Source organism: Conexibacter sp. S30A1 (assembly GCF_023330665.1).
GTDB lineage: Bacteria > Actinomycetota > Thermoleophilia > Solirubrobacterales > Solirubrobacteraceae > Palsa-465.
The window spans coordinates 2,498,492-2,521,414 of the sequence record NZ_CP097127.1; the positions used below are offsets into that span (position 1 = coordinate 2,498,492).

Sequence of the window (22,923 nt, forward strand, 5' to 3'; positions counted from 1 at the left end):
GGCCCGGGACTAGATGTCCAGGTTGCTGACCAGGCGGGCGTTCTCTTCGATGAACTGCCTTCGTGGCTCCACCTGGTCGCCCATCAACATTGAGAAGACCCGGTCTGCGGCGCTGGCGTCCTCCATCGTCACCTGTGCCAGCGTGCGGGTGGCCGGGTCCATCGTGGTCTCCCGCAGCTCCTCCGGGTCCATCTCGCCGAGGCCTTTGAAGCGGTAGAACTCCACGCCGCGCTGGGCGATCTCGAGAATCCCGTCACGCAGTTCCTCGTAGGAGCGAGCTTCGACCGTGCGGTCGCCGAGCGCGATCTGAAACGGCGGCTCCCCCGCCAGCGCCGACAGCTCGTGATGAACGCTCGCCAGCCGGCCGTACTCGTTGGCATCCAGCGCCGCGCGGCGCACGTGGTGGGTCGTGGCGTGGCCGGTCTTCACCTCGATCGTCCGGACGACGAGCTCGAAGGGATCCTCCGAGAGCAGCTCCGTGGTGTAGGCGTGACCGTTGGGCGTGGCCTGTTCCGCCAGGTGCGGACGCAGCTGCTCGACGCTCGAAACGCCTCCCTCCAGTAGCCGCGCCTGCTGCATGAAGGACACCACCCCATGGCCGTGCGCGGTGCGTAGCGCAGAGGCCCAGCCCTGGTATTGACGCAGCAGCCGGGTCAGCCGCTGCCAGCGCGCATCGGTCAGCTTGAACTGCCCACCGGCATGGTTGGTGACCTCGATCTTGTCGAACTTGTCGCCGAGCAGAAGCTCCTCGAGCTCCGAGTCACGCTCGATGTAGCGGTGCTTCTGGCCGCGGGTCAGGCGGTAGAGCGGCGGCTTGGCGATATATACGTAGCCGGCCTCGACCAGCGGTTGCATCTCGCGGAACAGGAGCGTCAAGGCCAGCGTGCGGATGTGCGCCCCGTCCACGTCGGCGTCCGTCAGCAGCACAATCTTGTGATAACGGGCCTTCTCGATGTCGAACTCGTCGCGGACGCCCGTGCCGATCGCCGTGATCAGGGCCTGGATCTCGGTGTTGGACAGCACCTTGTCGATGCGGCTCTTCTCGACGTTCAGGATCTTGCCGCGCAGCGGCAGGATCGCCTGCGTGTTGCGGTCGCGGGCGTCCACCGCGGAGCCGCCGGCGGAATCGCCCTCAACAATGAAGATCTCCGCGAGGCTCGGGTCCTTGACAGAACAGTCGGCGAGCTTCCCGGGCAGCGTCGAGTTGCCGAGCACCGACTTGCGGCGCGTGAGGTCGCGTGCCTTGCGTGCCGCGGCACGAGCCTGTGCGGCAGACACCGCCTTACGGATCACGCGCCGCGCGTCCTGCGGGTTCTCCTCAAGCCATTCGGCCAGACGTGCGTTGACGATCGACTGCACAAACCCCGCCATGCCCGGGTTGCCGAGCTTGGTCTTCGTTTGACCCTCGAACTGCGGCTCTGCAAGCTTGGCGGAGACAACGGCGGTCAGGCCCTCGCGCACATCCTCCCCGGAGAGGTTGTCGTCCTTCTCCTTGAGCTCTCCGACGTCACGGGCGTACTTGTTGATGACCGAGGTCAGAGCGGCGCGAAAGCCACTGAGGTGAGAGCCACCCTCGTGCGTGTGGATGTTGTTGGCGAACGAGAAGACGGACTCCTGGTATGAGGCGTTCCACTGCATTGCGACCTCAACCGAGCCCTCAGCGAACTCACCCTCGAACGAGATCACCTTGGCGTGGATCGGCTCCTTGTTCTCGTTCAGGTAGGCGACGAAGTCGGTGATGCCACCCTCATAGTGGAAGGCGACGCTCGCACCCTCGCCGCGCTCATCGGTCAGGGAGATGCGCAGGTCGCGGGTCAGGAAAGCAGTTTCGCGGAGCCGCTCCTCGAGCGTCTTGAAGTTGAACTCCAGCGTCTCGAAGATGTCGGCGTCCGGCATGAACGTGATGCGGGTGCCATGTTCGCTGGTGGGCTCGCCACGCTTGACGGGACCGGTGGGTGTGCCTCGCTCATAGGTTTGCGTCCAGACGTAGCCGTCACGGCGCACTTCGGCCTCGAGTCGCTCCGAGAGCGCGTTGACGACCGAGACGCCCACCCCATGCAGGCCACCCGAAACCTTGTAGCCGCCGCCCTCGCCAAACTTGCCGCCGGCGTGCAGGACGGTGAGCACAACCTCGAGCGCGGAGCGGCCCTCCTTCTCCATGGTCGCGACCGGGATGCCGGCACCGGCGTCGGTCACCGTCACTGAGTTGTCGGGGTGAATGACCACGTCTACGCGGTCGTTGCGCCCCGCCAGCGCCTCGTCAACAGAGTTGTCAACAACCTCATAGACGAGGTGGTGCAGGCCCCGCTCGCCGGTTGAGCCGATGTACATGCCCGGGCGCTTGCGGACCGCCTCGAGTCCCTCAAGCACCTGGATGTTCTCGGCGTCGTAGCTCTGCACTTCGGCCGAGCGCTCGGCGCTGTCGCCGTCGGTCAACGGATCCTCGCTTTACATTGCGAAGCCCCGGCTCCGCAAACCCTGATCGCGTGCCGGGGCGTCAAGTCTTCTTTCGCACAATAGTAGCAGAAGCGCACTTGGCAGGGACCCTCACGCGCGCGGGTTTTTCCCTGCATTTTGCCGTAAACTAAGGCCATCGTCAGTGCTCTTAACAACGCACCGCAGGCGCGCTACAGAAGGTGCGCCCAGGCGCTCGTTGAGGCGCTCGATGACCGTCGCCGACTCAAGCGTCAGAGCGTCCGCGACCACCGCCTCACTACAGCCGACCGTCAGCACGCCGGCACGGATCCCGACAACGGTCGTGCGTTCGAGAATGTAGGGGCCGTGTTCGCCTAAAACCTCGCTCCAGGCGCTCGCGAGGTCCTCCCAGGCGGTTTGAGCGCGGCCGAGCTGCGAGCGGGGCTCCCAACCTGCCCGCGCCGCGCCGAGAGCCTGTGCGAGCGGTCGTGGAGAGCGCCTGTGAAAAGTCATTGGACGCCGGCGGTTGCCGTCTGGGGACTCAATACCGAGCCTCCGCCAACACCAACCAGGGCGATCTCGGGGCTCTCGATCAATGGGACGTGTTCTTGGTCGGTGGTGGTGATCACAGCCTGGCCACCGTCGTTCAGGAGCAGTTGGACAAGCGCTTGGCGGCGCTCTCGATCGAGTTCGCTCATGACGTCGTCGAGCAGAATGAGAGGCGCGGCGGCGCGATATCGCGAGATCACGCGACGCTCCGCCAAGAGCAGCGCCAGGAGTCCCAGGCGCTGCTGACCTTGGGAGCCGTAGGTGCGCAGCTGACGTCCAGCGTGGCGCAGGACGAGATCATCACGGTGCGGGCCGTGCTCGGTGAAGCCACGCTCCAGGTCGCTGGACAGCCGTTCGCGCAGCTCTGCCTGAAACTCCTCGATGCTGCTCGCCTGTGAACGAGGTCTGTAGAAGACCTCGGGATCAGCTTCGAGGCCCAGCGAAGGGGCGATTTCCGCAAAGGCGGCGGCCAGCTCAGAGGATGCCTGGGCCCGATCTGCCATGAGGGCGATGGCGGCGGCGGCCAGCCTCTCGTCCCAGGCGGCCAGTGAGGCACGCGAGCCGCCGTGGTCAACGCGTGCCAGCAACGCGTTGCGTTGCGCGAGCGTCTGTGCGTAGGTGCTCCGGTTGGCGGCGCGTGCGGGCCACAGAGCAGCTAAGTACTGATCGAGGTGAGCTCTACGCAGCGCCGGTACGCCCCGCACCAGGTCGAGGCGCTCCGGCAAAAAGACGCTCATGAGTGGGCGCGAGGATAGATCCACGAGGCGCTCAACCGGGGCACCGTCATGCGTCATGCGCTTTGGCTCGCCAGGCGTGAAGCCAACGGTGAACTCGTGCGGGCCGACCTCATCCTCGGCTGCAACGACCACGCGCGCCGTGCGACTGCCGAAGCGCACCACCTCACGGTCGTTGACCGTGCGGCAGGATCGTCCCGTACAGCCGAAGTACAGCGCCTCAAGGAGGTTCGTCTTACCGGCGCCGTTTGGTCCCCAGATGACCGTCAAGCCGCCGCCCAGCGGGGCGGCGGCCGCCTCGTAGCAACGGAAATCACGGACACTGACTGAGAGCACGCGCATGGCGGTGCGCGATCCGTTTCGCTAGACGTTGAGCCTGATGGGCATGATCAGGTAGACGAAGCCGCTGCCGTCGCCGGACTCGAGCAGCCCTGGCCTCAGCGGTGAGATCAGCTTGACGATCACCTCGGCTTCGCCAACAGCATCGAGCCCCTCACGCAGAAATTCAGGGTTGAAGCCGATTTCGAACGCCTCGCCGTGGAAGGGCGCCGGCAGCGACTCACGTGCCTCTCCGATATCGGGCGTCTGAGCGGAGATCGTGAGCTCGCCCTCGGCGAACGCCAGACGGAGTGGCGCATTCTTCTGGGCCAGGAGGCTCACGCGTCTCACCACCTCACGCAGCTCTGCCCCATCGAAGCGAAGCTCTTGCACGAAGGTCTCCGGCAACAACTGGCGGTAGTTGGGGAATTGGCCGTCAATGAGACGCGATGAAAGGACCGTTGAGCCGATCGCAAAGACCACCTGGTTTTGGCGGACGCTGATCGAAAGCTCCTCATCTTCACTGTGGGCGGCCAGCCGAGCCAGCTCCTGCAGAGCACGGGCGGGTACGTTGACCTCGAAGGTGTGCGCCAACTGTGTCGCAAGCTGGGTGGTTTTCACACTCAGGCGGTACGAGTCGGTTGCCACCATCCGCACCTCATGCCCAGATGCGGATACCAGGATTCCGGTTAGTACGGGCCTGGTCTCGTCTCGCGATGCCGACCCGAGCACCTTCGCCGCGGTCTCAACGAAAGCGCCGAGCGGCAGCGTCAGACCCGCATCCGAGTCGACGGCCGGCAGCGGTGGAAAGTCCTCCGCATGCAATGTGCGCAGGTGGAAGCTTGCGTTCCCACTTAGAACCTCCACATCGCCTTCAGCAGGACGCAGCTCAAGCTTGACAGAGCTCCTCGGCAGGGAGCGCATCACGTCCATCAGTAGACGCGCAGGAAGTACCACAGACCCTTCGCGCGTTACCTGTGCCTGCAACGGCACACGCAGGCTCATGTCGGCGTCCGTTGCGCGTAGCTCACAACTGCCGCTCACGGCGGCGATCATCACTCCAGAAAGCGCTTGGATGGCTGAGCGGGTTGAGGCGACTCGGACTGCCGCCTGCAACTGGGTGAGGAAGTCCTCTCGCTCAAGCTCGATCTTCACTGCTTCATTCCTTGGATTTGCTTAGGAGTCGTAGGCATGGATTTGCTGTTGATAAGCGGCCGGTTTTGCGCACGGAGCGGATTACTTGTCGTCCAGGGCACCGCGAAGTCTGTCAGGAGATGCGGTCAGTATTGTTGAAAGCGAGCTGGTCGACGAGCGCTTGGAGGTCCGAGGCCTCAGAGTTGTTCACAGCGATGCGCTCGCCCACACGCTTGCATGCGTGCAGGACGGTCGCGTGGTTGCGCCCACCAAAGGCCTCTCCGATGGTCTGAAGCGGCATCTTGGTGAGCTCCCGTGTCAGGTAGATCGCCAACTGCCTGGCCCAGGCGACGGCGCCTGTGCGGCTTGGGCCCGTGAGATCGCTGACAGCCAGGTTGAAGTGCTCGGCCACGGTCCGTTGGATCGCTTCGACCGGTGGAGGCAGCGGACTGCCGTCCGTTCGGTTGGCAACGGTGGCCGACGGGGCAGTCGTTGACGGCAGGATCGTCTTGAGGACTGCTGCAGCCAACTCGGGGGTGATCGCCTGCCCTGTGAGCGAGTGATGGGCGACGATACGGACCAGCGCACCCTCGATGAGGCGAACGTTGTCGCGTACACGGTCTGCGATCAGTTCGAACACGGCGTCGTCAGTCACGCGTATGTGGTCAATCGCAGCCCGCTTTCTCAGGATCGCCTCGCGTGTGCGCCGGTCTGGGGGATCCAGATGGGCGACGAGACCGGATGCGAACCGTTCACGGAGACGCTGCTCGATGCCTGTCAGCTGGCTGGGAAGGCGGTCTGCGGTCAAGACGAGCTGGCGGCCCGAGTCGTAGAGAGCGTTGAAGGTGTGGAAGAACTCCTCTTCGGTTCGCACCTTGCTGGCGAGAAACTGAACATCGTCGATCAGCAGCACGTCCACATGCCGGTAGATGTGCTTGAAGCGCTCAAGTGCCTCGCCGCGCAGCGCCGCGATGAAGCCGTTGGTGAACGCCTCAACGGTTGTGTAGAGCACCCTCGTGCCCGGCGAGTACGCGGCCAGGTAGTTGGCTATGGCATGCAGCAGGTGGGTCTTGCCAAGGCCTGGTGGGGCATGCAGGAAGAGCGGGTTGTACGCCTGCCCGGGAGTTTCCGCCACGGTCAGCGCAGCTGCGTGCGCAAGGCGGTTACCGTCGCCGATCACAAACTGCTCAAACGTGTGGCGAGGGTTGATCTCTGAGGCGAGCTCTCCCGTGGATGCGGTGCCGGCGCTGGTCAGCGCCTGGTGTGCGCGAGCGGCCGCGTCATGCGCGAAGGCGACGCGCGCGCCCTGCCCAAACACCTCCTGCGCGCACGCTTCGATCGTCTTTCCGTAGCGGCCGGCGATCCAGCTGTCGGTACCAGCTCCAGTTGTTAGCACCAGCAACTCGCCATCCCAGCTGACGATTTCAACGCCATCTAGCCAGACGTCGTAGGTGGTTGGGCCCACACGGGAGCGCAGTCGCGCGGCGACATCTGACCAAGCAGGGTTTTGCGGGAGGTGCCCGAGCATCTCCAAGCGGCTCCTAACAGCTGAGACGTGATTGTGCGAGAGGTCCCGGCGTCACACGGGACCGGGGTGGCGAATATAGCTCCGCCCGGGGCCTGCAGACGCGACCTGGAACAGGGCTTGGCGCAAAGCGCGAGAAAAAGTGCGGGCGCCGTGCTACACCATGGTGCGGACGGACGACCGGCGGTGACGCTCACGAAGCCGGAGCCCGCGTATACTTCCTGCCAACAACCGCTCGGGCGGTGAGGACGATCGATGAAGAGGACCTACCAACCAAAGAAGCGCAAGCGAGCACGCACGCACGGCTTTCGCGCGCGCATGCTGACCAGGGCAGGTCGCGACGTCCTCAAGCGGCGCCGCGATAAGGGCCGGAAGCGGCTTACGGTGTAGGTGGACGGTGGCGGGCGATGGTTCGCCACGCCGAGGGCGGCTGTCACGGAGCGCCGAGTTCGACCGTGTCATGCGCAGCGGCAGGTCGCATGGCGGCAAGGAGTTCGTTCTCTACGTGTTTCCGCGCGGGACCGAGGAGCGAGCCCGGCTTGGAATGTCTGTTTCTCGGAAGGTCGGGGGGGCCGTGGACCGCAACCGCGTAAAGCGGCTGGTGCGCGAGGCGTTTGACGCGGAGTCCAGGCGGTTGCCCGAGGGCACGGATGTTGTGGTGATCGCTCGCCCGGCGGCCCGTGACTTGGCCGAGCGGGAGGGCTTGGCGGGGGTTCGTGCCGCGCTCGGCGAACTCATAGGGAAGGTCGATGGCGTGCGAGATGGTGCAAAGCAGGGCGCTGGGACAGCGCCGCAGCTGGATGGCGCGGAAGTGCCCGGGATGGAAGATGTAGGCTCGCGCACACCGCCGGTGGCCGGGGTGCAAGGAGCGTGACTCGGCCTGAACAGAGGCCGGTTTCGACGGTCCTAAGACGCGCTGTGGTCGCGCCAATAAAGCTTTACCAGAAAATGGTCTCGCCGCTCACTGGGCAACGGTGCAAGTATCACCCGTCTTGCTCCGAGTACGCGGTGCAGGCGGTCACGAAGTTCGGCATACTGCGCGGGCTGGTGCTAGCCGGCTGGCGTCTCCTGCGGTGCAACCCATGGAGCAGGGGCGGCTTTGATCCCGTCGAGGATCAGCGTCTGTTCCGGTCTCGGCGAAAGGCCTCAGGCTCCTGAAATCATGCTCGTAACCGCAAACATCTTTGGCCCACTGATCAGCGTGTTCGCGGCGGTGATCAAGTTCTTCCATGACAGCGCCGGTCTTTCATGGGGCTGGTCGATCGTGCTGCTGACCGTGTGCGTACGGCTCGTGCTCGTTCCGCTTGCCGTCAAACAGGTCGGGTCCATGCGGAGGCTCCAGCACGTGCAGCCGCAGATGAAGGCGCTGCAGCAAAAGTACAAGGACGACAAGCAGCGCCAGCAGGAGGAGATGATGAAGTTCTACCGGGAGAACAACGTGAACCCGTTCGGTTCATGTCTTCCCCTGGTGGCCCAGTTCCCCGTCTTCATCTCGCTCTACTACATGCTGAGGGAGAACCTTCGCAAGGACATCTGTCCGCCTGTACAGGTCGCATTTGAAAAGCACTACGCACTGATCCATCACGTGTCGCTGAAGGCCGCGGCGAGCCAGACCACGGCCTGTGGGCGCCATTACCCGAGCGCCAGCTTCCTGTTCATTCACGACATCACGAGCATCCCAACTGGGCTCACGTTGATCGTGCTGCTGATCCTCTACGTGGGCACACAGATCTCCTCGACCCTGTTGATGTCGGCACCTGGGATGGACCGTAACCAGCGCAACATGATGCTGCTGTTGCCGCTCGTGTTCGTGCTGTTCATCATCCGTTTTCCGGCCGGCTTGATCGTGTATTGGATTACGACGAACGCCTGGACGATGGTCCAGCAGTACACGATCAAGGCCTTCATGGGCCCGATGCCCGCGGTGGCGGGGGGTGTTGGAGTGGACGCATCGGCCAGCGGGGCGGAGCCACCTGCCAAGCAGTCGCAGGGAGCTGGGGCGGCGACCCCAGATGCAGGTCAGGCAAAGCAGGCCCAGGGCGCGCTAGGCGGACTGTTGCGCGGTCGTGGACCGCGCGGTGCTGTGACGGACGGAAACGCTAAGACGCCGAGCGATAGTGGCGCCGGCGTCGCAAAACGTGAGCCATCGCGTCGGACCGGTGGGCCGCCGCCGTCGGCGCGGGCTAAGAAGAAGCGGTCTGGTCGCAGGCGGTAGTGCGCGGTGGATGGCGATTTGACGCGTGAGCGCGAGTTGGTTGCAGGTGTGCTGCGGGAGGTCGCGGCCGCGGCCCGCGTCGAGTGTGAGGTGGCCGTCGAGGTCGGTGCTGAAGGAATTCGTGCCGAGTACGTGGGCGCTGACGCCGGAGCGCTGATTGGCCATCACGGGCAGACACTCGACGCGATCCAGCATCTGGCGCAGCGCGTTGCGTTCAGGGGTGCGCGGGAGCAGGCGCCGGTCATCGTGGACGCGGTTGGATACCGGGAGCGTAGGGAGACGGCGCTGCGGGCAATGGCCGACCAGGCTGCCGAGGCTGCCGTCCGGGAAGGTCGGGCTGTGGGGCTGGAGCCCATGGGAGCGCAGGAGCGAAAGATTGTGCACCTGCACCTCAAGGATCGCCACGATGTCGAGACGTACTCGGAGGGCGAGGAGCCATCCCGACGGCTGGTCGTGGCCCCCGTCCACGTCTAGCGAGCTCGGTGTTACGGGTCTGCGGCGAGCGCCATGTTTCACGTTTTTCTCAGCCGTGAAACAAGATCCTCGATCGGCGTCTGCCGATGAGTGAGCGCCCGTGGCAGAGCTGAGCGACTTTGACCGCGGGGTGGTGCTCGGGCTCCTGGTCGGCGAAGGTTCGTTTGGGGGCGACGGCAAGCAGCCGCAGGTGACTCTGCGCATGCACACACGGCACGAAGCCATCTTTCGCTGGCTTGTGGAGCGCTATCCAAGCTCCCGGCTGTATGGACCGTACACCCACGGTGGACGCTCGTACTATCAATGGATGGCCAGAGGCAGAACGCTCGTGGTCGATCTGCTGCCTCTGCTCGAAGACGAACTGACCCCAGACTTGGACGCCCACGCCGCCGCGCGCTTTCGTGCGATGTTGGATCGCTATTCCGGCTTCATCGCCCGCGAGCGAGCCCGTAGCGAGCCAGGCGACGAAGGTTGAACTGACCACAATGCCCCCAGGCCCCGGCTCGAGGGACCCGTATGCCGGTGTTCAGCCGCTTGCGGACCGCTTTGGCCTGACATCGACGCAGGCGCTCAAGCTGCGGCAGTACGCCGCACTCCTTGCCGAAGACGAGCGTGCGCCCACCACTGTGCGCGACCCGCAGCGTGTGATCGATGATCACCTCGCCGATGCGCTGGTAGCCCTATCGCTTCCGGCGCTGCGGGAGGCGTCAGTCACTGCCGATATCGGCGCCGGCGCCGGCGTGCCGGGCGTGATTCTCGCGGTGGCGCTACCTGGAGCGCAGGTCACGTTGATTGAGGGGTCGAGCAGAAAGTGCGAGTTCCTGAAAGCGGTCGCTGAAGCTGTCGAGCTTGAAAACCTCGTGGTGGTGCACGCCCGGGCTGAGTCATGGGAGGCGGGCATGGGGCGCATGGATCTTGTAACCGCGCGCGCCGTGGCTCCGCTTCAGGTTGTCTGCGAATACGCCGCGCCGCTTCTGAAGGTAGGTGGAGCCCTCTTGGTTTGGCGCGGCCGCCGCGATCGGGAAGCTGAACGAGCTGCCAGCACCGCCTGCGAGGTGCTTGGCCTCACGCCGTCGGAGCCGCTTCGGGTTCACCCATACGCGGGCGCTGAGCACCGCCACCTTCATCTGATGACCAAGACGCGCGAGACCCCGTCGCGCTTTCCGCGACGTCCCGGGATGGCGGCCAAGCGGCCACTCGGTGGCGCGTAGAGCGCGCGTCCTCGGTCCGGCCGTTGGGTTTGACCGCATTTAGCGGCAGATACGCAGCTTGACCGAGCGCTTTGTCGTCTCGGCTCGCTAGCTTCCATGGAGGCCATGGGAACGATTTACGCGGTCGCGAATCAGAAAGGTGGCGTCGGCAAGACCACCACTGCCGTAAACCTCGCCGCCTGCATCGCCGAGGCCGGCTACGAGACGCTGCTCCTCGACATCGATCCACAGGCCAACGCCACGGTTGGTGTGGGGCTTGACAAGCGTCTCGAGCCCAGCGTGTACGAGCTTCTCAGCGGCGAGGCGACCATCGAGCAGGTCGTGGTCCCGACCTCTGTCGCCCATCTCTGGGTGGCGCCCGCCAGCCCGGACCTTGCTGGCGCCAACGTGGAGTTGCCCCGCATACCTGGCTCTGAGCGCAGATTGCGTGAGGCGCTGCGTGGTGTGCGCGACCGTTACGCCTTCACCCTGCTCGACTGCCCGCCCTCGCTGGGGCCGCTCACGGTCAACGCCCTGGTCGCGGCGGATCGCGTTTTGGTCCCGGTTCAAGCTGAGTATTTTGCGCTGGAAGGGCTCGCTGGCCTCCTTGACACGCTCAAGCTGATCCAGCGCGAACTCAACCCCCGTCTGTCCATATCGGGCATGGTTGTGACCATGTACGATGCGCGCACGCGTCTGGCCCAGGATGTGCAGAACGAGGTTCGCACACATTTTCCCGACCTTGTCTTTGATACCGTCGTGCCGCGCAACGTCCGCGTGGGCGAGGCTCCCAGTTTTGGCAAGCCTGTGATTCACCACGACCCCCACTCTGCCGGAGCCGCCGCCTACTTTGAGCTGGCCAAGGAGGTGGCCGCACGTGGCTGAGAAGAACCGGGCGATGGGGCGAGGCCTGGCGGCCATACTGGCCGCCGCCCCAGGCTCCGAGCAGGAGGATCTGAGACAGCTGCCGACCGAGCTGATCGGCGCCAACCCGAACCAACCGCGCCGCTACTTCGACGAGGACTCGCTGCTCGCGCTTGCCGACTCGATCCGCGCGCGAGGCCTGATCCAGCCGGTCGTCGTACGTCCGGTGTCCGGTGGCCGCTACGAGCTGGTCGCTGGCGAGCGGCGTTGGCGTGCGGCCCAGATTGCCGAACTGGACACGATCCCCGCCATCGTCAGTGAGCACAGTGACGCCGAGAGCCTCGAGCTGGCGGTCATCGAGAACATGGCGAGGGAAGATCTCAACCCGGTGGAGGAGGCACGTGCATGCGCTGCCCTGGTTGAGGAGCTCGGTCTCACTCGTGAGGAGGTTGGCCTGCGCGTCGGCCGCGGCCGCGTGGCGGTTTCCAACCTCATACGGTTGCTTGACCTGCCCGACGAGGCGCTCGCCCTTCTGGAGCGTGGCGAGTTGAGTGAAGGTCACGGCCGCGCGCTCCTGCTGGCTCAGGACAACGCCGTGCGCCGGACGCTGGCCCGCAAAGCGGCCGCCGAGCGCTGGTCTGTGCGCGAGCTCGAAGCCCGCGCCAGAGCCTTGAGCGCTGAGCGGCAGACCATTGAAAGCGCAGTCGACGAGCGCCCACAAGCCGCCGTACAGGCCGACCGCGATGCCGCTGCCGCGCAGATCTCTGACGCGCTCGGCGCCGCGCTCGGGGCCGATGTCCAGGTGCGTGTCGGTGCCCGTGGATTCAACGCCCAGCTGCACTTCGCCTCGTTGGAGGAGGCGTTGGCCCTGGCAGACCGTCTGGCGCGCTGATCCTGGCACACTCCTGTCTACCGAGGTAGACGACGAGCGGGATCGCGGCCCTGGCGCTGGTGCGCGCTTCGGGTGACCGAACAAGCATGGCCCGTTGGGAGCGTGTAAGTTGCCCGGCCATGGAAGTCGACGAGGCGATCCGCTCGCGCCGCACCCACAAGGTCTTTGGACCCGATCCAGTTGCACCAGAGCTACTCGATGAGCTCTTCGAACTCGCGCGGTGGGCCCCCAACCACCACCTCACCAACCCCTGGCGCTTTCGCGTGCTGGGTCCGCAATCACTGGCCGCATTGAAGCTGGCGGCCGGGCCGGACGCGGCCCGCAAGCTCGATCGCGCGCCGACCCTCGTGGTTGTCAGCCAGGTCCGCTCTGAAGACGAGGTGCAGGACGAGGAGGACCTGTGCGCCACCGCCTGCGCGGCCTACGTGGTCCTGCTGGCGGCGCACGACCGCGGCTTGGCTGGGTACTGGCGGACTCCCGGAGTTCTGCGAACCGCCGCGGGCCTCGAAGCCTGCGGTGTGGGTGAGGATGAGCGTTTCGTGGGACTGCTTCACCTTGGGACGATACGCCAGCCGGCCAAGCCCAAGGACCGCGCCCCAGTCCAGAGCTTCTCGACCTACCTCGCCTGACCGGCGTTTCCGGCATCGTGTCCGTCTACCGCCGTAGACTTTGTCCACGGTGGTAGACATCCTGTCGCTCGACGCCCTTGTGGCTGAGGCCAGGCGGCTTCAGGAGCGCACGCTCAGGCGCCAGCTACGTGCAGAGCGAGCAAGCGTCGCCTTCCAGCACGCGATCCGCCGCTTACACGCCAGCGGTGCGTCGATCCGAGAGATCGCGGCAGCGCTCGGCATCAGCCACCAGCGGGTGCACCAGATCCTCGACGTGACCAGCGGAAAGGGGGCATTGAAGCGAGCGCGAGCGCAGGTGATATGCAACCTCTGCACCGAACACATCGCGCCGGAGTGCGCGGTTGCCGGCCCCGGCGTCTATGTCTGCGCCGGCTGCGTCGAGCGCGGTCGGCGCCTGCTTGTCAGCCCGGCGTCCGCAACGGCGCAAGACGAGTCGATGCGACCGCTCGCGTTAGATGGCGGCAAGGGCACGTGCGGCTTCTGTGGCCGATCCGCGAGCGCTTTACAGCCGCTGGCCCGTGCGCCACGGGGTCTGGCGCCGCCGCTCGAGCGCCGGCGCCGGCGCCGACCCGGTGCCAGCATCTGTCGTGACTGCCTCGATCTCGCCGGCCAGATTCTCGAGGCGCAGGCGAAGCGGCCGGATTCCATCGCCTGATGGTCGCTCGGCGCTAACATAGCTGCGCCGTGCGAGGCGACGGCCGGTGTCTACACCACGAGGGGTAGCTCCCCGACCCGGTGCCAGCGGTTCCATCTCCAGCGGCAGCAAGGGCGATTAGCTCAGTCGGTTAGAGCGCTTCTCTGATAAGGAAGAGGTCCCTGGTTCGAATCCAGGATCGCCCATCACACTCGGAAGGCCCTGCAAATGGCGACTTTGACCCGTGTGAATAGAGCCGACGAGCTCGCTGAAGGAGCCATCCAAGGGCCAAAAACGGCCAATCCTTGCGCGCAATGCTCGTTAGGGACGCTGTCAGACCTTGGGTCGCCAAACTGCTTGGTCATGGCGCCGGGCTCACGCTCGACACCCACGTCCGCGTCATCGACGCACTCGACGACGCGCCCGGCTCGCGGCTGTCGAGCGATCTTCCAGGCGCGCTGAGCTTCGATCACGGGGCGTCGACGGGCCTCCGACTGCGGACGCGTGATCCAGATGTCGTCAATGCGCTTGTCTCGTCATCGTGGCTGGTGGTCTGAAAGCAGTCGTCGCGCCGACACCCACGGCTGTATTACAATATTTGTTGTGGACGACATGATCAACGGCGAGCCCGTCACTGAAGATCAGATCCGGGCTTGGCAGCAACAGGCGCGGGAAGGCCTCGATGTCGAGGGTCTGAGCCGCCGCGGACGTCCACGCCTCGGCAAGGCCGGCGAGAGCCCCGTCATCCCGGTGCGAATGGACGCGCAATTGCTTGAAGCGCTAACCAAACGCGCTGAGCACGACGGGGTGAGCCGCTCCCAAGCGATCCGCGACGCCGTCCGCGCCTGGATCCACGCGGCGTAGTGCGCATCCACCAGTAGGCTCTGAGCCACGGGATCGAAGCCGACGACGCGATCTACGCCGCCGAGAACTGGGTCTTCGCAGCCCCACAGAACGACGAGAGCCCGATGCCAGAGTTCCGGCTCGGCTTCGACCCACACGGAAGGCTGCTTGAACTCGTCGTACTCGTCTTCGACAGCGGCAATCAGATGCTGATTCATGCCATGAAGGCACGCAAGCAGTACCTCGCGCTCCTGCCGTAGAAGCCGCCGTGCCGCTTCGCTCCAAAGCGACACTTCGTCGCCCACGCGCTCGCCATCCCGGCTCGGATCCCCAAGTGAAAGATGTCATGTCCCGGTTGGCGTGAGCTGGTGGTGAAGGTGGCCGGCCCTCCACGTCGAACGGCGTTGTAGGCACGCGCGGATTGCGGCCGCGCGGCCGGCCAATCGAAGAGGAGGTACCGACCGTGGTTGACGGTATGGGATGCGCTGCCTGCTGGGTGGGTGACGTCGAGGTGCCAGCTGGGGAGGTGAGGTCGTGCCTGTCGTGATGGGTTTGGACCAGCACCGGGCGCAGATCGCGGCTGAGTGGATCGACACCATGACGGGCGAGGTTTCGCGCACCCGGATCGCGCCAGCGGACCGGGCCGCTGTCAGGGAGTTCCTGGAGCCGTTCGCTGATTGTGGTCTTGAGGTCGCGTTGGAGGCAACGACCGGCTGGCGGTTTGTTGTTGAGGAGCTCGAGCGGGTCGGTGCCGAGGTGCACTTGGCGGAGGCCGCAGAGGCCAGTGCGCTGAAGGGCAAGAAGAAGCGTGCGAAGACCGACTTCGCTGACGCCCGGCATCTGCGCGAGCTGCTGCTCATCGGGCGGATCCCGGAGTCATGGATCCCGCCGGCGCACATCCTTGATCTCCGCGCCCGGGTCAGGACCCGGCATCTGCTCTCGCATCAGCGAACGGAGTGGCAGCAGCGGATGCACGCAGTGCTCTATCACCACGGTGTTCCTCAACGCCGTGACCTGCTCAACCAAGCCAACCGCGCCAGGCTGGCCGGGCTAGATCTCCCCGCTGCGGCACGCGAGCAGCTTGAGATCGCGTTGCATGTGATCGACGCGATCGAGCAACGCCTGATCCCGTTTGACAAAGAGCTCGCCCGGATCGCAAAGGCGCAACCGGGGTGCCGCACCCTGATGTACGAGATCTACGGGGTCGGCGCGCTGACCTCGGTCACGATCCTTGCCGAGCTCGGAGACGTGCGCCGCTTCCAGAACTCTCGTGATGTGGTCCGCTATAGCGGGATGGACATCACCGTCCACCAATCCGACGATCATCGCGCCCCTGGTCACCTCTCCCGTCAAGGACCACCCGCGCTGCGCTGGGCGCTCGATGAGGCAGCACAACCCGCCCGGTTCCCAGCCAGCCCAGACCGCGCGTATTACGAACAGCTCGCCGCCCGCATCGGGGGCAACCGCGCGTGCTTAGCACTGGCACGCAAGCTGCTCAAACGCAGCTACCACCTGCTCAAGAACCTCGGCGACCAGGCAATCGCACCGGTCGCCTAAAACCCCTGTCACGCGGCAAGCCCGAGAACACCCGATGACCCGCGGTCAGCTCCCGGCAAGACTGCTGCCGACCCGCCACCACGACGGGAACGGCCCAGAAAGAATGAGCGGCCGCAACACCATCTGCCGGAACACCCCATCAAACATCATGCCGCCGACCTGGAGCCAACCCGGGCCGAGTGCCGAAGTAAGCCAGGGCGTCCGCGGACACAACCTGACCCCCAACCACGCCCATTCACCGCCGACCGACACACCGACCTCCACCGACAACGAAGACTCCCGGACCGGCACTTGACACGAACGCCGAGACAAGTAAGCAGTAGCCCCGCGGTCAGCTGACGAGTTCGACGCCGGGCCGTGCTCGGGCGAGCCGGCGGTCGGTTGTGAGTAGCGTTGCGTGGAGTGCGGCGGCCAGTTCGACGTATAGGGCGTCGACGAGCCGGAGCTGGTCGCGCTCTGCCCAGGCGCCTGCCAGCAGACGAGCCAGAGGATGACGGACGATAGGGGCGAGAGCGATTTCGCTCAGGGCAGCCGAAACGGTTTTGGCGTCAAGCTCACCCGCGCGATGCAGTCGACCTAGCGCGGACAGTGCTTCGGCATCGAGGTGCGCTGGAGCGTGTAGCTCACAACCCCGGAGCCGCTGACGAACCGCAACTCCCTGCGGCGTGCCGATCAACGCCTCGACCAGCGCGGAGGCGTCGAGAACTAGTGTCTCAGGCACCGAGCTCGTCGCGGGCTTCGTCCAGGGCGCTGATCACGGCGTCGTGGGTCAGATCAGCATTGGGCAAACGCTGCAGCCGCTCCAGCCAAATATCGGTCTCGAGGCTGGCGAGCGCGCCTCGTATCGCGTCCTGCGCGACGCCCGAGACGTTCACGCCTGCGGCGCGAGCGCGGTCGGCGAGGTCGTCGGGAAGGTACACGTTCACTCGAGCCATACACACACTATACACACAACCCGCGTCGGTATCGCTTCGGCCTCGGCGACGGCTCGAAGCCGGCGAGTGCATGGGCGACAACGTGGTGCTGGTCCACATCGGGCGCGATGATTTGGGAGCACCCAACCCTGCGACGAGCTTCGATGGCCGCGTACTTCATCTATGCCCGTAGCGAGATCACCGACGCCGAGGTCTCGAGGCGCTACAGCGAACTGGCAGTTCCGCAGATCCATCAGTTCGGAGGCGAAGTGCTCGTGGCACGTGGAGCGGTTCAACCGCTCGAGGGAGATCTCAACCCCCAGTCGGTCACGATCTTGAGATTCGACGATCCCGCCGCCTTGATGCGCTGGTACGAGTCCCCCAAGTATGCGCCGCTCAAACAGATGCGGCTCGAGAGCAACGTCGGCGACATCATCGTCGTCGACCAAGCCTGACCGCCGGACGCCGCGATCGCCTACCACCAAGCCGAGCAGCCACAACCAACCGACTGACCCCCCCCGCACCGAACTCTCCACCTGCGCTGCCAGCGACGCCCGGTCGCGACCAATCACCTGAGCCGTCGCCAGCGCGAACGACACCTCGCGCGACGTGTCGCGATCATTGCCCTTGACAAGATCACCCGCATAATGACCGAGTTGTCGTTGGATGACCACCAGCGGCACTCCTTCTCGGGACATCTCAACTGCGTGAGCGTGCCGGAGTTGGTGTGGTGCGAACCGGCGCCTGACCCCGGCGGCGGCAGCGGTGCGGTGCAGTTGGGCGCGAATGCTGGCGGGGCTGCACCGTCGGCCTCGCGTGGCTCCGTGCAGGATGCAGAAGAACGCTCCGACCGGCAGGGTCTTGCGCAGCTGGATCCATGGCTCGAGCTGGTCCCACGCCCAGCGGTCCATCCCGACCTCCCGGCGCTTGCCGCCCTTGCCTTGACGCACGAGGATCGCCCCACGGACGGGGTCAAGGTCTGTTTCGGCGAGCGCGAGCGCCTCGCTGATTCTCAGGCCGGCGCGCCACAGTACGATGATGAGCGCACGGAGTCTGACCCCGTCGGCATCGTCTCCCGCGCTGCGCATGACCGAGATGATCTCCTCGACAGTCGGCGGGTCAGGCGGATAGCGCAAACCCTTGTTGTGAGGCGTGCGGCCCTCGTGGAAGCTGGCGAGCGTGGCCGGCGACAGACGTCTGCCAGCACGATCCAGCGCTGAGACTGATTGCATGACGTCCTCCTTGGGACGTAGATCGACACCACATCGTCGACCGCCATCACCGAGAGGAGGGAGAAAGCAATACTCCCGCGACCGACGCCGAAAGTAGTGGTGGCGTGGCATTTTGCTCGTCTTGTCCAGTTGGGCCGAGCAAGTGCTCTTAGCGCAAAGCGGCGGATCGCGCTTGCCCAAGCGCCCCCCGGACGCTAGGCTCACGACCCGCTGTCACCCGAGATTCCACACGTCGGCGAAGTGGACCCGACACACGTCGGTCCTCCCGATCTGATCCTGGAAGAGATCGTCCCGCTAAGCGAGGTGCCCGAGGACATTCGCAGCCGGTTCGAGGTCAAGCCAGAGACGGGTGAAGATGTGGCCGCCACCGTCCTGCCTCTAGCTGAGGGTGGGTTTCGAATCCCGGTTCCACCGCATGCCGCTGGCGCCCATTGGGCCAGCGTGACGTTCGCCGCACGAGCTCTGGCGCTCATCGAAGGCACCGATCAGCCGGACTACGACGACTATGACGATCCGTTTGTCTGGGTCTTCGCGCTCAGTGCCGAAGCTCCGGTCACCGGTGAGAAGATCGTCTCCGCTGGAGGCTTCGCCGGGTCCTCCACTCAGACCGAATATCAGAAGGGCGAGGCGCCCAGGCGTGGCAAACGCGCAAGCCTGTTCTCAGCGATCCGCACCGAGCCGCGAAACGCCTAGTTCGACTTGGTCCCTGAAAGTCGTGATCTTGTGACGAGTTTTTCTTGACAGCGCGGCGGTCGAAGAGGACGATGGCGATGGGCCTGCGATCAGATTCCGCCTGGGAGAACGACCCACTGCGGCCCCAGGGTCCGCGTGCTGGAGGTTGTGCCCGTCATAGGCAGTGCCGGCGCACGGTTGATGCTGCGCTCAGGTGCTGAGCGCGCCGTCTCGTGCTGCCCGGATCCGGCGAGGAGGCAGGACGAGAATCGGGAGGGCCGGCTTTGCCGGACGGCCTCACCGCCCGCGATGGGGGAGGCCGGGAGGGGGGCTGACCCCCTCCCGTTAGATGAGTAGTGCCACGGGATTAGGCGGTGTAGTCGACCAGCGCGCGGGTGGGGCGTCCGAGTTCGTGGTTGAGCATGACGGCGGCGGCGAGGGCGGCGAAGCGTGCGCATAGGCGGACGCGGAGGTTGGAGAGGGTGCGCGCGCCGTGACGCTCCAGGGTGAGGATGTCTTTGAAGGTCCAGAAGATCGATTCGATCCGTTGGCGGATCGGCGCGAGATGCAGCTGGTGGGGTTTTGCGTGGGTGCGCCGTGGCTGGGGAGTGATCTCAGAGGCCGGTCGGAGCGCCGGGGTCGATGCTGCCGCGGTGCTGGCGGCTTGACGCTTCTCGTCCTTGCGACGGGGACGGTGGATCGTCGCGTCGAGCTCAGCGAGCTCGGCCTCGAACTCCTTGCCGCGGAAGTTCTTATCGCCGATCAGCATCAGCATCACCCCGGGCTGATGCTCGCACCGCGCGACCATCTGCAGGCACACGAGCTTCTCGTCGATCTTCGGGGAGGTCAAAGCCAACGCCCGCGGGGTGCCGTCGGGGGCGAACAGGGCGTGCAGCCGGAATCCGTAGAAGTAGCGGCTGTGGCTGGCGCAATACCCGTAGTCGGCGGCGTTAGCGAGCGCGTCAGTCAGGCTGGAGTGCCCGCCGCGCTTGACCGTCTCCCGCGATCGGGCGCACTCCACTGGGGTGGAGTCGACCAGCAGCATGTCGTCCATGTATCCCGCGCTGCGGCGGGCGAGCTCGCTGATCAGCGCCTCGATCTGCCGCGAGAGCCGCAGCCGTCGCTTGTGGTAGGCGGTTCGCTCCGGCAGGTGGGGGAACAGATGCCCGATCTGCCGGGGCGCGAGCGCGAGGAACCAATAATCGGACGGGATCCCCATGATCGACTGCGCGATCGAGATGGTGATGATCTCCGCATCAGTGATCTTCCGACGCGCGTTTCCGGGCCGTTGAGGCAGGAAATCGTCAACGATGCAGTAAACAACCGTAAGCAGCAGGTCGAGGTTGGCGTCCATCGAGTCCCTCCACAGGGTCGGCGCTGGGTATTGAGTACCGCCAACTTCGACCTGCGCTGTTATGTCTCCTTCAACGCCACGACCCCGCCGCCGGCCGTGGCACTACTCATCTAACGGGAGGGGGTCAGCCCCCCTCCCGGCCTCCCCCATCGCGGTCGGTGAGGCCGTCCGGCAAAGCCGGCCCTCCCGATTCTCGTCCTGCCTCCTCGCCGGATCCGGGCAGCACGAGACGGCGCGCTCAGCACCTGAGCGCAGCAGCAACCGTGCGCCGGCACTGCCTATGACGGGCACAACCTCCAGCACGCTGACCCTGGGCGCCGCAGTGGGTCGTTCTCCCAGGCGGAATCTGATCGCAGGCCCATCACCACCGTCCTCTTCGACCGTCGCGCTGTCAAGAAAAACTCGTCACAAGATCACGACTTTCAGGGACCAAGTCGAACTAGGGCGCGCAGAGCCAGAACGCTGCTGCGTTGACGGAATAGCACTCATCCATCGTGATTGAGCGCCGCGAGCGCTCCGCCACGGATCCGTGCCTGCGGGTGGTCGATCGGCGCGGATCATCGGTCGTAGACGTCACGACGGTGTCCGAGCGTGACCACGACGATCAGCAGGACGTCATCCTCGATCGTGTAGATCACGCGGTAGTCACCAACCCGCACCCGCCATGCCGGCCGGCCGCGTAGCGGCCGTGAAGCCGGTGGACGCGGATCCTCAGCCAACAACGCAATCGCCGCCTGGAGTCGACGAGCCACGGGCGGGTCGAGCTTCCGCAATGCCCGCACCGCCGCCGGGCGCAACTCGATCCCGTAGCGGCTCACTCCCAACCGAGGTCGGCCTTGGCCTGATCCCAGGGTATGTTCGCGCCCTCCTCGGCCATCGCCGCATCAAACGCCTCAACGTCCTCGGCATCCTCCAGTGCAGCGACAAGCCGAGCGTAATGCTCAGGACTGACCAGCACAGCCGCCGCACGGCCGTAGCGCTCGAGCACCACGGGCTCGGTCTGTGCCTGGTCGACGGCGCCAGGGAGATTCTGGCGGGCCGCACTAACAGTCATCGTCGTCATGCATAGAGCGTACAAGACGGCACGCGTGTTGTACAGTCTCAACCGTCGGACTTCGCTCGCGTCCCAGCACCAAAGCGGATCTGTCGATCCAACGCACGAGAGACGCGCAACTCGCCAACACCGAGACGCGGGAGATTTCGTGTCCGCCAGCTCGGTGCCTATGCATGGCCTCAGGAACGCCGCGATCGGCCGCGGCGCCGACACAGGCGCTTCATCGCAGACGCGGTAAGTCGCCATAGCGCTCGTTTGCTCTACAGGGCAGTTTCGGCCGAAGCGATCGTCTCGTGGGGTGTGGGCCTCGAACGATTTTTGGCAGACTATATTGACTCAGCCCTTTATGTCTGCCAGAATGTGCGGGTGGAGATCAGGTGGGCGAGATCCGCAACCAAGCACCGGGTGAGCCGTGCTCGTAGCGAGCATGCGATCCGCAATGCCGTTGCGATCATCGACCAGCCCGCTCCGGCAGACAGCGCCAGTCGCGACGACCGGATCGTGTTTCTCGGCCCCGATCGCGACGGCACGATGCTGGAGGTGATGGCCGTCGAGACTGAGGCCGGGTTGCTGGTGATCCACGCGATGCTGATCCGTCGCAAGTACCTTGACCATCTCGAAGGAGCTACCGATGAGCAGCAGTGAAGATGACCGCGTCATCGCGGTCACCAAGGGTGGGGCGAAGATCACCCAGAAGATCGTCGACGAGCTGGCAGCTGAGGCAGAGCGCGGCTATGACCTCTCGCTCGGGCGGCGCCGCGGCCGGCCGTCTCTGGACCTGGGCGTGTCCCCACGTGTGACCTTTCGCGTCACAGGCGAGCTACAGGAACGAGCGCGCCAGCGCGCGCAGCGAGAGGGAAAGTCGCTCAGCGAACTCGCCCGGGACGCGTTGGCCGAGTACGTGAAATAGCCACACAGCCTCGAGCGGCAAGCCTGTTTGGACCGCGGACGATCGCATTCGCCTCGGCAATCTCTCTTGGCCGATGAGCGCTATGGCGACGAGGCGTGCTCCTGCGTCACTGAGAGATGAGCGTGGATGGCAGCTGGGCTAGTCCAGGGCGGACGAGATCTCGCTCGTCACAACTGGCCAGGGTCACTCCGAGCCTCCGGGCTGCGGCGACGTAGGCCGCGTCGTAGGCGCTGAGGCCGTGCTCGGTGGTGAGCTGCGCCACCTCAGCACCGAGTTGTGGGTCTACCCGCACCAGCGTTCCGAGCTCGGCGATTGCCCATATGCGTCTTGCCAGCCTGTCTGCCGCGTCCGGATCCTCCCAGCGTACGATCGCGACGTTCGTGGTCTCGTAGAAGGCCAGCTCCACAGTTGCCAAGTCGCCTGATCGCAGCAGCGCGAGCGCGGCCTGATGTTCGCGGTCGTCGGCGTCCTCGGCGGCGAGCAACACGCTCGCATCAAGAAAGATCACTGCGGCCGGCCGGCTTTGAGATCCCGGACAGCGTTACCGCCATGCCGCCGCGCCGTTCCCTCCAGAGCGGACATCTGCTCAGAGAGGCGTCGCTGACGCTCGCCCAGGCCGACCTCGGCCAGCTCGCGGATGGTGGCGCTGCGTGTGCTGCCACGGGCGTTCGCCTGGGCGTCCACGCGTGCGAGGAACTCATCGGGCAGAGAAATCATCACCTTGGCCATACTGAGAGTATACCCGGTGTTACCACGGCCTCCAAGTGGTCGTTCCGCTATTGCTTTGCGGAGAGCGGCTTCGACAGTCAGACGA

The 22,923-nt window shown here is 65.4% G+C and carries 30 protein-coding genes, 1 tRNA gene and 1 pseudogene; 19 read left to right on the plus strand and 13 right to left on the minus strand.

The features are described 5' to 3' along the window. Positions 1 to 9: 9 nt before the first annotated feature. The 5 genes from gyrB to dnaA form a co-directional block, all read right to left on the minus strand. Positions 10 to 2,436, minus strand: a complete 2,427-nt coding sequence (gene gyrB / locus M3M54_RS12015; protein WP_249019287.1) for a DNA topoisomerase (ATP-hydrolyzing) subunit B — start codon at positions 2,434 to 2,436, stop codon at positions 10 to 12. Between the two features lie 111 nt (positions 2,437 to 2,547). Beyond that, the gene (locus tag M3M54_RS16995; protein WP_371878581.1) at positions 2,548 to 2,928 is read right to left on the minus strand and encodes a DUF721 domain-containing protein; all 381 of its coding nucleotides are present in this window, start codon (positions 2,926 to 2,928) and stop codon (positions 2,548 to 2,550) included. Continuing rightward, complete coding sequence (locus M3M54_RS12020) at positions 2,925 to 4,040, minus strand: DNA replication/repair protein RecF (RefSeq protein WP_249019288.1); 1,116 nt, start codon at positions 4,038 to 4,040, stop codon at positions 2,925 to 2,927. The genes M3M54_RS16995 and M3M54_RS12020 overlap by 4 nt, the downstream gene beginning before the upstream one ends. Positions 4,041 to 4,061: 21 nt before the next feature. Continuing rightward, the gene (dnaN, locus tag M3M54_RS12025; protein ID WP_249019289.1) at positions 4,062 to 5,171 is read right to left on the minus strand and encodes a DNA polymerase III subunit beta; all 1,110 of its coding nucleotides are present in this window, start codon (positions 5,169 to 5,171) and stop codon (positions 4,062 to 4,064) included. Positions 5,172 to 5,283: 112 nt separating this feature from the next. Next, positions 5,284 to 6,678 carry a chromosomal replication initiator protein DnaA gene (gene dnaA, locus M3M54_RS12030; RefSeq protein WP_249019290.1) on the minus strand — a complete coding sequence of 465 codons (1,395 nt, stop codon included), beginning with the start codon at positions 6,676 to 6,678 and terminating at the stop codon, positions 5,284 to 5,286. A 252-nt stretch (positions 6,679 to 6,930) separates the two neighbouring features. On the opposite strand from dnaA, the gene rpmH reads away from it, so the two are divergent. The 15 genes from rpmH (at position 6,931) to M3M54_RS12100 (ending at position 15,973) form a co-directional block, all read left to right on the plus strand. Next, positions 6,931 to 7,065 carry a 50S ribosomal protein L34 gene (gene rpmH / locus M3M54_RS12035; protein ID WP_249019291.1) on the plus strand — a complete coding sequence of 45 codons (135 nt, stop codon included), beginning with the start codon at positions 6,931 to 6,933 and terminating at the stop codon, positions 7,063 to 7,065. Positions 7,066 to 7,072: 7 nt separating this feature from the next. After that, positions 7,073 to 7,549, plus strand: coding sequence for a ribonuclease P protein component (gene rnpA / locus M3M54_RS12040; RefSeq protein WP_256465775.1), 477 nt, complete (start codon positions 7,073 to 7,075; stop codon positions 7,547 to 7,549). 44 nt (positions 7,550 to 7,593) lie between these two features. Further along, positions 7,594 to 7,833, plus strand: a complete 240-nt coding sequence (gene yidD, locus M3M54_RS12045; RefSeq protein ID WP_256465776.1) for a membrane protein insertion efficiency factor YidD — start codon at positions 7,594 to 7,596, stop codon at positions 7,831 to 7,833. Between the two features lie 4 nt (positions 7,834 to 7,837). Next, on the plus strand, positions 7,838 to 8,890 hold the full coding sequence (locus tag M3M54_RS12050) for a YidC/Oxa1 family membrane protein insertase (RefSeq protein WP_249019294.1): 1,053 nt from the start codon (positions 7,838 to 7,840) through the stop codon (positions 8,888 to 8,890). A 6-nt stretch (positions 8,891 to 8,896) separates the two neighbouring features. Then, positions 8,897 to 9,364, plus strand: a complete 468-nt coding sequence (locus M3M54_RS12055; protein WP_249019295.1) for a R3H domain-containing nucleic acid-binding protein — start codon at positions 8,897 to 8,899, stop codon at positions 9,362 to 9,364. A 100-nt stretch (positions 9,365 to 9,464) separates the two neighbouring features. Continuing rightward, positions 9,465 to 9,839 carry a hypothetical protein gene (locus M3M54_RS12060; RefSeq protein WP_249019296.1) on the plus strand — a complete coding sequence of 125 codons (375 nt, stop codon included), beginning with the start codon at positions 9,465 to 9,467 and terminating at the stop codon, positions 9,837 to 9,839. Between the two features lie 10 nt (positions 9,840 to 9,849). Further along, a complete protein-coding gene (gene rsmG / locus M3M54_RS12065) occupies positions 9,850 to 10,575 on the plus strand; it encodes a 16S rRNA (guanine(527)-N(7))-methyltransferase RsmG (protein WP_249019297.1) in 726 nt (241 codons plus the stop codon). 105 nt (positions 10,576 to 10,680) lie between these two features. Next, positions 10,681 to 11,439: a ParA family protein gene (locus M3M54_RS12070; protein ID WP_249019298.1), complete on the plus strand. Its 759-nt coding sequence runs from the start codon at positions 10,681 to 10,683 to the stop codon at positions 11,437 to 11,439. Beyond that, positions 11,432 to 12,310 carry a ParB/RepB/Spo0J family partition protein gene (locus M3M54_RS12075; protein ID WP_249019299.1) on the plus strand — a complete coding sequence of 293 codons (879 nt, stop codon included), beginning with the start codon at positions 11,432 to 11,434 and terminating at the stop codon, positions 12,308 to 12,310. Before M3M54_RS12070 ends, M3M54_RS12075 begins: the two co-directional genes overlap by 8 nt. Before the next feature lie 119 nt (positions 12,311 to 12,429). Next, complete coding sequence (locus M3M54_RS12080) at positions 12,430 to 12,939, plus strand: nitroreductase (RefSeq protein WP_249019300.1); 510 nt, start codon at positions 12,430 to 12,432, stop codon at positions 12,937 to 12,939. Positions 12,940 to 12,979: 40 nt separating this feature from the next. Further along, complete coding sequence (locus M3M54_RS12085) at positions 12,980 to 13,594, plus strand: hypothetical protein (protein WP_371878582.1); 615 nt, start codon at positions 12,980 to 12,982, stop codon at positions 13,592 to 13,594. Positions 13,595 to 13,705: 111 nt separating this feature from the next. Then, a tRNA-Ile gene (locus tag M3M54_RS12090) sits at positions 13,706 to 13,779 on the plus strand. Positions 13,780 to 14,185: 406 nt separating this feature from the next. Continuing rightward, positions 14,186 to 14,437, plus strand: coding sequence for a ribbon-helix-helix domain-containing protein (locus M3M54_RS12095; protein WP_249021777.1), 252 nt, complete (start codon positions 14,186 to 14,188; stop codon positions 14,435 to 14,437). A 20-nt stretch (positions 14,438 to 14,457) separates the two neighbouring features. After that, positions 14,458 to 14,676 (plus strand): toxin, encoded by a 219-nt coding sequence (locus M3M54_RS17000; RefSeq protein WP_371878666.1) that lies wholly within the window; start codon positions 14,458 to 14,460, stop codon positions 14,674 to 14,676. Between the two features lie 274 nt (positions 14,677 to 14,950). Continuing rightward, the gene (locus M3M54_RS12100) at positions 14,951 to 15,973 is read left to right on the plus strand and encodes an IS110 family transposase (protein ID WP_249019301.1); all 1,023 of its coding nucleotides are present in this window, start codon (positions 14,951 to 14,953) and stop codon (positions 15,971 to 15,973) included. A 331-nt stretch (positions 15,974 to 16,304) separates the two neighbouring features. Here M3M54_RS12100 and M3M54_RS17005 read toward each other — a convergent pair whose 3' ends face one another. Together M3M54_RS17005 and M3M54_RS12105 are read right to left on the minus strand one after the other, a co-directional pair. Beyond that, positions 16,305 to 16,694 (minus strand): type II toxin-antitoxin system VapC family toxin, encoded by a 390-nt coding sequence (locus tag M3M54_RS17005; RefSeq protein WP_371878583.1) that lies wholly within the window; start codon positions 16,692 to 16,694, stop codon positions 16,305 to 16,307. Next, the gene (locus M3M54_RS12105; RefSeq protein WP_249019302.1) at positions 16,687 to 16,908 is read right to left on the minus strand and encodes a type II toxin-antitoxin system CcdA family antitoxin; all 222 of its coding nucleotides are present in this window, start codon (positions 16,906 to 16,908) and stop codon (positions 16,687 to 16,689) included. Before M3M54_RS12105 ends, M3M54_RS17005 begins: the two co-directional genes overlap by 8 nt. A 107-nt stretch (positions 16,909 to 17,015) precedes the next feature. On the opposite strand from M3M54_RS12105, the gene M3M54_RS12110 reads away from it, so the two are divergent. Further along, the gene (locus tag M3M54_RS12110; RefSeq protein WP_249019303.1) at positions 17,016 to 17,342 is read left to right on the plus strand and encodes a DUF1330 domain-containing protein; all 327 of its coding nucleotides are present in this window, start codon (positions 17,016 to 17,018) and stop codon (positions 17,340 to 17,342) included. Positions 17,343 to 17,591: 249 nt separating this feature from the next. Here the strand turns inward: M3M54_RS12110 and M3M54_RS17010 are convergent. Further along, positions 17,592 to 18,230, minus strand: a pseudogene (locus M3M54_RS17010) (tyrosine-type recombinase/integrase); the annotation flags it as partial. A 129-nt stretch (positions 18,231 to 18,359) separates the two neighbouring features. On the opposite strand from M3M54_RS17010, the gene M3M54_RS12120 reads away from it, so the two are divergent. After that, entirely contained in the window at positions 18,360 to 18,812 is a 453-nt protein-coding gene (locus M3M54_RS12120) for a hypothetical protein (RefSeq protein ID WP_249019305.1), read from the plus strand. Between the two features lie 346 nt (positions 18,813 to 19,158). On the opposite strand, the gene M3M54_RS12125 is transcribed toward M3M54_RS12120, so the two are convergent. From M3M54_RS12125 to M3M54_RS12135, 3 genes are all read right to left on the minus strand, one after another. After that, entirely contained in the window at positions 19,159 to 20,145 is a 987-nt protein-coding gene (locus M3M54_RS12125; protein WP_249019306.1) for a transposase, read from the minus strand. A gap of 557 nt (positions 20,146 to 20,702) precedes the next feature. Beyond that, complete coding sequence (locus M3M54_RS12130; protein ID WP_249019307.1) at positions 20,703 to 20,963, minus strand: type II toxin-antitoxin system RelE/ParE family toxin; 261 nt, start codon at positions 20,961 to 20,963, stop codon at positions 20,703 to 20,705. After that, on the minus strand, positions 20,960 to 21,208 hold the full coding sequence (locus tag M3M54_RS12135) for a type II toxin-antitoxin system Phd/YefM family antitoxin (RefSeq protein WP_249019308.1): 249 nt from the start codon (positions 21,206 to 21,208) through the stop codon (positions 20,960 to 20,962). Before M3M54_RS12135 ends, M3M54_RS12130 begins: the two co-directional genes overlap by 4 nt. A 291-nt stretch (positions 21,209 to 21,499) precedes the next feature. On the opposite strand from M3M54_RS12135, the gene M3M54_RS12140 reads away from it, so the two are divergent. Then, entirely contained in the window at positions 21,500 to 21,844 is a 345-nt protein-coding gene (locus M3M54_RS12140) for a hypothetical protein (RefSeq protein ID WP_249019309.1), read from the plus strand. Further along, entirely contained in the window at positions 21,831 to 22,109 is a 279-nt protein-coding gene (locus tag M3M54_RS12145; protein WP_249019310.1) for a hypothetical protein, read from the plus strand. The genes M3M54_RS12140 and M3M54_RS12145 overlap by 14 nt, the downstream gene beginning before the upstream one ends. A 106-nt stretch (positions 22,110 to 22,215) precedes the next feature. Here M3M54_RS12145 and M3M54_RS12150 read toward each other — a convergent pair whose 3' ends face one another. Continuing rightward, positions 22,216 to 22,617: a PIN domain-containing protein gene (locus tag M3M54_RS12150; RefSeq protein WP_249019311.1), complete on the minus strand. Its 402-nt coding sequence runs from the start codon at positions 22,615 to 22,617 to the stop codon at positions 22,216 to 22,218. Then, on the minus strand, positions 22,614 to 22,838 hold the full coding sequence (locus M3M54_RS12155; RefSeq protein ID WP_249019312.1) for a CopG family ribbon-helix-helix protein: 225 nt from the start codon (positions 22,836 to 22,838) through the stop codon (positions 22,614 to 22,616). Before M3M54_RS12155 ends, M3M54_RS12150 begins: the two co-directional genes overlap by 4 nt. Positions 22,839 to 22,923: the final 85 nt, after the last annotated feature.

Coding starts and splice junctions, on each gene's coding strand:
- M3M54_RS16995 (WP_371878581.1), bottom strand. CDS start 2,928: ATGACTTTTCACAGGCGCTCTCCACGACCGCTCGCACAGGCTCTCGGC.
- M3M54_RS12020 (WP_249019288.1), bottom strand. CDS start 4,040: ATGCGCGTGCTCTCAGTCAGTGTCCGTGATTTCCGTTGCTACGAGGCG.
- dnaA (WP_249019290.1), bottom strand. CDS start 6,678: ATGCTCGGGCACCTCCCGCAAAACCCTGCTTGGTCAGATGTCGCCGCG.
- rpmH (WP_249019291.1), top strand. CDS start 6,931: ATGAAGAGGACCTACCAACCAAAGAAGCGCAAGCGAGCACGCACGCAC.
- M3M54_RS12050 (WP_249019294.1), top strand. CDS start 7,838: ATGCTCGTAACCGCAAACATCTTTGGCCCACTGATCAGCGTGTTCGCG.
- rsmG (WP_249019297.1), top strand. CDS start 9,850: ATGCCCCCAGGCCCCGGCTCGAGGGACCCGTATGCCGGTGTTCAGCCG.
- M3M54_RS12070 (WP_249019298.1), top strand. CDS start 10,681: ATGGGAACGATTTACGCGGTCGCGAATCAGAAAGGTGGCGTCGGCAAG.
- M3M54_RS12080 (WP_249019300.1), top strand. CDS start 12,430: ATGGAAGTCGACGAGGCGATCCGCTCGCGCCGCACCCACAAGGTCTTT.
- M3M54_RS12095 (WP_249021777.1), top strand. CDS start 14,186: ATGATCAACGGCGAGCCCGTCACTGAAGATCAGATCCGGGCTTGGCAG.
- M3M54_RS12105 (WP_249019302.1), bottom strand. CDS start 16,908: ATGGCTCGAGTGAACGTGTACCTTCCCGACGACCTCGCCGACCGCGCT.
- M3M54_RS12110 (WP_249019303.1), top strand. CDS start 17,016: ATGATTTGGGAGCACCCAACCCTGCGACGAGCTTCGATGGCCGCGTAC.
- M3M54_RS12125 (WP_249019306.1), bottom strand. CDS start 20,145: ATGGACGCCAACCTCGACCTGCTGCTTACGGTTGTTTACTGCATCGTT.
- M3M54_RS12135 (WP_249019308.1), bottom strand. CDS start 21,208: ATGACGACGATGACTGTTAGTGCGGCCCGCCAGAATCTCCCTGGCGCC.
- M3M54_RS12145 (WP_249019310.1), top strand. CDS start 21,831: ATGAGCAGCAGTGAAGATGACCGCGTCATCGCGGTCACCAAGGGTGGG.
- M3M54_RS12155 (WP_249019312.1), bottom strand. CDS start 22,838: ATGGCCAAGGTGATGATTTCTCTGCCCGATGAGTTCCTCGCACGCGTG.